Here is a 6,161-nt window from a genome sequence, read left to right on the forward strand (position 1 = left end):
TTTTAAGTGGGCTAGTTTGGCCCACTTAAAATAATGCTTTACGCTTATGTTGATTTGATTGCCCTCACAGGCAGTACATCAGTATTTTTCACACTCATTCTTGCCCACTGGTATCTTTTTTCTCATTTTCGAGCGCCTTATCCATAATTGCTTTATATAATGCTGCGGCCCTGGCAGCTAAATCATGGTATTCAGGGTGCCGATCAACATAGCCTCGCATTTCATTGGCATCCGCAAACACTTCTTCCAAGAAAGCAATATCATATTCTGATAACCGTTCACCCTGGTCGACTCGTTCTTTAATCGACAGAGCCCTAGGCAAGCGCTGCTTATCAAACCGCTCAATCAGTGCAGCAATAATACCTGCATCTTCAGCATTCTGGTCCATGTTTCCACTCCTACAATACAATTTTAAATAACATCGCTGTTATCCATAAACGACATATCGGTCACAATATACCCTACACTTTGGGTATAATAATAAGACTGGCTTATTAGCACTTTCCTTTTTTATAGGACTTGGCAAGCATTTCATAAGCGGTACGAACTTCACGAAAGAGTCCTGGGTCACCGCCTTTGTCAGGGTGAAGTTCAGCTGCTTTTTTTCGATAAGCCAACTGAATCTCCTCCCACTTTGCCGTACTAGGAACTCCCAGCACGATTAGTGCCTCTGAACGCTGATCCCAAGCGGCAAATTGTCGCCAAAACTGATCCATCAACTGTTGTAGACCTTCGTGGCTCATAGTGTCTAGATTGCGCCAGTCTAAATAATACTCTCTAAGCAAACAATCATGAGAACCCTTAGCTAAGGCATTATGCTGCGAAACAGCACATACTCGCAGTAAATGGATTTCCAATGGTGAAATAGACAAATACCACTCATGATCCAATAGCTCAGTTTGCAATTGATAAAGTGCATTCATCACAAGAAAATGAACAGAATACAAATTATCCAGCGATGAGGTATCCGTTATCAGTTGACGTGCTTTTAATTCCCTAATCAACTGATGCTCCGATATTGGACCTGAGCATTGGTGTAAAATTGCTTGAATAGTTGCTTTGAGCGGGTTATCCAACATCAAACTTAAACACTGCTTTTAAATATTACAAAATGAAGTACAGCTAAAGAACTAAGGCCTTTACCTTAAGTACTCTACCGTACCGCTATCTCACTTAAAATGAGTATATACCCATACCCAAAGATTTTTAGGTTAGGGAAACACTTCACTGAACTATTATCACTAAAAAGGTATAAATATTTTACCTAACCCCTTGTTTTAAAAACGTCCTTTTAACGGCTGAGGCATCACAGAGAAAGCCCCCTCAAGCTAGCTCAATACCATTATGAGGTGTTGCCAAAAGTCATAGCTGAGGTGTTTCCTCTGTGCATTTAAGTAGTAGTAGCTGATTTCATTCAAATATTGCTGCTTTATTACCAACACTTAGTACTGTCAATCATATGAATGTCATAATCAACATAATAGAACAGTTTATCTTGTACAATTTACACCTTGTTACCCTTATCACCATACTGATTGGTTGCAGCTTTTTCTATTGGCGTAAGCTCAAACATACAACAGCCAACTTCTCCCATATGCTGAACCGCTTCTGGGTTACTCCAAGCCTCATTATGATAATGTGCAGTACACTTTTTGCGCTATCAATGTCTGCCAAAGCGCAATGCTCTGAAGCGATATATTATTGTTACCCGCTAAGTAATGTTATTTCCAACTTACATCTAATAACTCAGCTTTATACTTTACCTGTTTTGCTTATTTGGAGTGCTGTATTTTGGACTGGACAGTTATGCTTAACAGTTAAACCAAAATAGTGCCTTTGATGATCAAACACTATTAACCTCATAGAAAATATAATTTTAAGTTATAACTTATCATGAGGTATTCTTATCACTCCGACCCCACATATTGCATATTTTTAAGTCACTGATGACTGGTTTGCCCTATTACTGCAAACCAGCTGATGGAAATGATGGAAAAATAGTAGGCTTAGTGATATTCAAGCAGTAAAAAGTTACTCACTTATAAATCACAACAGCCGTTTTACTATTTATCGCAGAAGGAAAGCACATTAGCGCTTAGCATTGACTAATTTAGTGGCTGTTTCACCACTTTTAAGATAGCGCGAGGGTCATCTTCCTGGCCAAACTCACTTACTGTTTTAAACTCTCCTGCTTTTAGTACTCGCCAGCCATCACCCTGACTAATATAAAATGAACCTTCTTCGTCAGGTGACTGAGAAGCATCACCTAACATATAAAGGCGTTGAACTTGACCTGCTGCCTCCGCAAAATATTGAGCAATATCATCAGGCTCAGCAGAAATCGTTTCCCATACAACAAAAAGTGAAAAACGACCATCAGCAACAACCAAGTCTGGGGTTGCCATCATATCAAGTGCATTAAATGCTTTTACCTCCCATGGCTCGAATTGCTCTGTATCATAGGGGTCTGTAAGCACTTTCAAAGCAAAGTCACGATAGGCAGGGGTATTAAAATCAACCGCTAAACCAATAGTATGGTAACTCATTTTTGAAATCTCAATCGCTATCTTCTTTTGGGGTGTATTTACAAATCAATTGTAAGTAGTATTGTTTAACACTAAAGCTTAACATACTCTTTACCGTATATGTCGTTAGCTTTAAGGCGCCCTCACCTTCCCCTCAAAACCTTAAACTTAAAAAGGGTAATAACCCGTAAGCTGAAGAAAAGGCGACACATAGTGTTTTTTTGCTATGCCAACATCTGTGACCTTTAGAGAGTGCAATGTTGGTGTTTTATCACAACATCAAACCTTTTGCCATAAACAGTGTATAAAACATACCATCAATTTGTATCCTGTACTTTTACCACTTAGTGCATACTACTCCAGATTACAAACTGACACTTTACAAAAAAGCAAAATAGTTTATAGCTCATTAAAAAACAACATCATCATTCGATAATATTGTCACCAGAGGAGTTAACCAACAAGTTTTGCTGTCTATATAAAAGATGGCATTAAAAACAAGTAAAGCTATGCCAAGACTTACTATAACTACAGTGAAGGATTTTTAGCGGGGCTAGTCTGGCCTGTTAAGACTAATGATAGCAGCTTTAGCTGTTTTAAAGGTGCTAGCTGTGCCTTCATGTGAAGCAGTCTATCAATGATATGACCAGATTTTGGGCCAAAACTTGCTTAAATTTCGCTGGCAACTTCAAGTAGCTAGCTTTAATCTTTTTAAGCCCTGCATGAAATGTAACTTTTTCTATACTTAGTGAGGTTAACAATCAATGCTAATTTACTCACTTCTATATCGCAAAGCTTCAAGCAGTAGTATTCGTTTATTCTGGGTTCGAGGTTTGTAGATTATGTATAAAGGTGAACGATTTAATAGCATTACGCACCTTATTGGCGCTTGTGCTGCACTTTGTGGACTCGTTGTCCTTATTCTTATCGCCTCTGAAGAAGGTGATCCTTGGAAAATAGTCAGCTTTAGTATTTATGGCTCTACCTTATTTTTACTGTATCTGGTTTCCACTCTTTACCACAGTACAAGTGGACGTTTGAAAAATATCCTGCGTAAAGTGGATCATAGCTCCATTTATTTACTTATTGCAGGTACCTACACACCCTTTACACTAATCACCCTACGAGGTCCCTGGGGTTGGGCATTGTTTGGAGTAGTCTGGGGGCTGGCTATTTTGGGTATTATTATTGACTTATGGCCACAGAAAGGAGAGCGGGTCTTACCTATTGTGATTTATCTTGTCATGGGCTGGTTAGCTATTATTGCTTTAGACCCCCTACTCACTCACCTATCAACATCAGGTTTTGTTTGGCTGCTCGTTGGAGGACTACTTTACACAACAGGTATTCTGTTTTATGCATTTGATGAGCGTATTAAACACTTTCATGGAATATGGCACTGCTTTGTGTTAGGAGGAAGTATTGCTCATTATTGTACAGTATTAATCTATGTTGCCTGAAAGTCAGATTCAGCGTGAATGTTAATACTTATGTTATATACTAAAAGACCCAAACGAAAAGAACTGTGTAATATTTCAGGTGAGTATTCGCTAAATAATAACAGTGATAATTCCTTCTTTATTATGTGCAGCCGTTATATAAAATGCTTTTAGAGACTCAAAGTTACAACTGATAAAGGATATATCATCTACCGCATCAGAACACTTTCCATAAATACCTGCGCGCGAAAACTTACCTACCGAGTAATGACGCATCAATTGTTTCGCGTCAATAGGGGCTAACTCATCGGCTATCAATGCCACCTTAAGTGGTTCAAAGTAACGTGCGGGTCCACAACCCAGGTCATCTGCAGATATTGGCCTCCCACCCAATATTACTTCACTAATCAGTTCATCGGTTGTCTGCGCTGACCCACAGAGCAAGTAGTGGATTATATGCCAGGATTTATCAATATCTAATGTCGTTTTATCACATTCCGTAAAAATAACCCGAGGCAGCCATTCTGGGGAGCTTAATAATTTATGAATCGTTCCATAAGACATCCGGCGAAAATAGGCGTTCATACTCATAAGATTACCCTAAGGTTTCATCACTTAACAGATACCCCCTTGTGCCCTTGGGGTATAAAAAACCTTCACTGAGGGTATATGGTGGCAATGCTTTTTCTTGATTTATGCCCACTCTCCCTGATCAATAAACCATTATAAAACAATAATACATGGATAAGGCTTAGGCGAGTGTTATATGTTAGAAAAATGAGCGTGAAGTAATTACTAAAAAGTAACTTTTTATTCTAAGGGAAAATAACGGCATGAGCCTTACTTCAATAATCTTTCGCTCATATTGACAGCCCCCCCTTTTATAAAAGAGAAGAAGCCCCTCCTTAATCTCTACTACTTACAGTTTACAGTGCTACTAGCACCTGTTTTACATACCCACTCAAGCATTGCAAACCAAGCTAGCCCAACAATAAACCCTTCATTTTGAGTATATTACAATAAATTTGCCAACCCGTGCCAACAAAGCAACTAAATACTCCTCATTTTTGAATACGTTTGTTAAAAACAATCATTGTGTTAACCAGTTTTTAGCACCGCCGTACACCAAATGTGATAATACAAAAAATAAAAATGTTAAAGATTGTAGCTGCAGCTTAGTTATTAGTTAGAGGTAAACCCTATTAAATAGGCACGTTAATAACCAAGCGCTGACAAGCACATACTTTAATAAACTATTTATTCATACTATTACGTGCAATATCTCAATTTCAAAAATACAAAAACAAAATCACACTTTACTGATATCAACATCGCATCATTAACTTGACATGCATTTTGAAAAGAGGATTCAACCGCTTATGAGTAGTCACAAGCAGTATAAACGGAAACTATCCACCCTTTCCTTAGGTATACTATGTACCTTTAGCGTGATCAATACACCACAGTTAATTGCTGATGAAGCACAATTTGCACAATTTGTTCAGACAAATCATTTTAGCGAAGCGCAGCTTCTTTATAGCCATACCGAAATGTTCAACTTTGATATTGAGGGCTACTTAAAACAAAATGCGCCTCATTTAATAGACTACGCTGAAACGATTTCACACTGGAGTGGCTACAGCAGTATTAGTCCTAAAGTACTGATCGCATTGATGGAAACACAAACACGTATTATCTCTCAAAAAACACTTTCCAGTGAACAATTAAATAACCCCATGGGCATCCTCTCCCAAGAGGAAAACTTTTCAAACCAAGTAAAAGATGTTGCTATCAAATTAGCAAAAATACATTATCAGCATATAGAAACACTTCACCAGCAGAAAAAAGAAGGCATTGCGACATACAGTAATGAAGATCACCCACAACCATTTTCCACTATTGAAACGTTATTTGATCAGTCACAACAATCAATTAAATTTGGCTCTATATGGATTCCTAGGGGGTAGCATATAATACAACCAAAGATGTATTATGCACGTCTATTTGGGTAAATTAAGTCAGTAATAAGCAAAGAATGATCAATATCAAACAACTGGTAAATGATGAGCAATGCTACCAGTTTATTCGTCAGAGACGTTGGCCTGATGGCGTCAGCTGCCCTCACTGCCAGTCTCAACAAGTAGAAGGCAATGGTAATCATCAAAAGCAAATTGCCCGAAAACGTTATCGCTGCCTA

Annotated in this window: 7 protein-coding genes; 3 read left to right on the forward strand and 4 right to left on the reverse strand. The window is 38.3% G+C overall.

Features of this window, described 5'->3' with window-relative positions; translation table 11 throughout:
- Positions 1-94: 94 nt before the first annotated feature.
- From F607_RS0113535 to F607_RS0113555, 3 genes are all read right to left on the reverse strand, one after another.
- On the reverse strand, positions 95-388 hold the full coding sequence (locus F607_RS0113535) for a hypothetical protein (protein ID WP_027708512.1): 294 nt from the start codon (positions 386-388) through the stop codon (positions 95-97).
- 106 nt (positions 389-494) lie between these two features.
- Positions 495-1,079, reverse strand: coding sequence for a DNA-J related domain-containing protein (locus tag F607_RS0113540; RefSeq protein ID WP_038291320.1), 585 nt, complete (start codon positions 1,077-1,079; stop codon positions 495-497).
- A 1,026-nt stretch (positions 1,080-2,105) separates the two neighbouring features.
- Positions 2,106-2,546: a hypothetical protein gene (locus tag F607_RS0113555; RefSeq protein WP_027708515.1), complete on the reverse strand. Its 441-nt coding sequence runs from the start codon at positions 2,544-2,546 to the stop codon at positions 2,106-2,108.
- 821 nt (positions 2,547-3,367) lie between these two features.
- Between F607_RS0113555 and trhA the strand changes: the two genes are divergently transcribed.
- Complete coding sequence (trhA, locus tag F607_RS0113560) at positions 3,368-3,985, forward strand: PAQR family membrane homeostasis protein TrhA (protein ID WP_027708516.1); 618 nt, start codon at positions 3,368-3,370, stop codon at positions 3,983-3,985.
- A gap of 90 nt (positions 3,986-4,075) precedes the next feature.
- Here the strand turns inward: trhA and F607_RS32870 are convergent, their stop codons facing one another.
- A complete protein-coding gene (locus F607_RS32870) occupies positions 4,076-4,555 on the reverse strand; it encodes a YfbM family protein (protein ID WP_051311472.1) in 480 nt (159 codons plus the stop codon).
- Positions 4,556-5,343: 788 nt separating this feature from the next.
- Here F607_RS32870 and F607_RS0113570 point away from each other — a divergent pair.
- Positions 5,344-5,931 carry a hypothetical protein gene (locus F607_RS0113570; protein ID WP_027708517.1) on the forward strand — a complete coding sequence of 196 codons (588 nt, stop codon included), beginning with the start codon at positions 5,344-5,346 and terminating at the stop codon, positions 5,929-5,931.
- Positions 5,932-5,999: 68 nt separating this feature from the next.
- Positions 6,000-6,161: transposase (locus F607_RS36045; protein WP_169719757.1), on the forward strand; the 162-nt coding region annotated here is incomplete at its 3' end.

The organism is Zooshikella ganghwensis DSM 15267 (assembly GCF_000428585.1).
Lineage (GTDB): Bacteria > Pseudomonadota > Gammaproteobacteria > Pseudomonadales > Zooshikellaceae > Zooshikella > Zooshikella ganghwensis.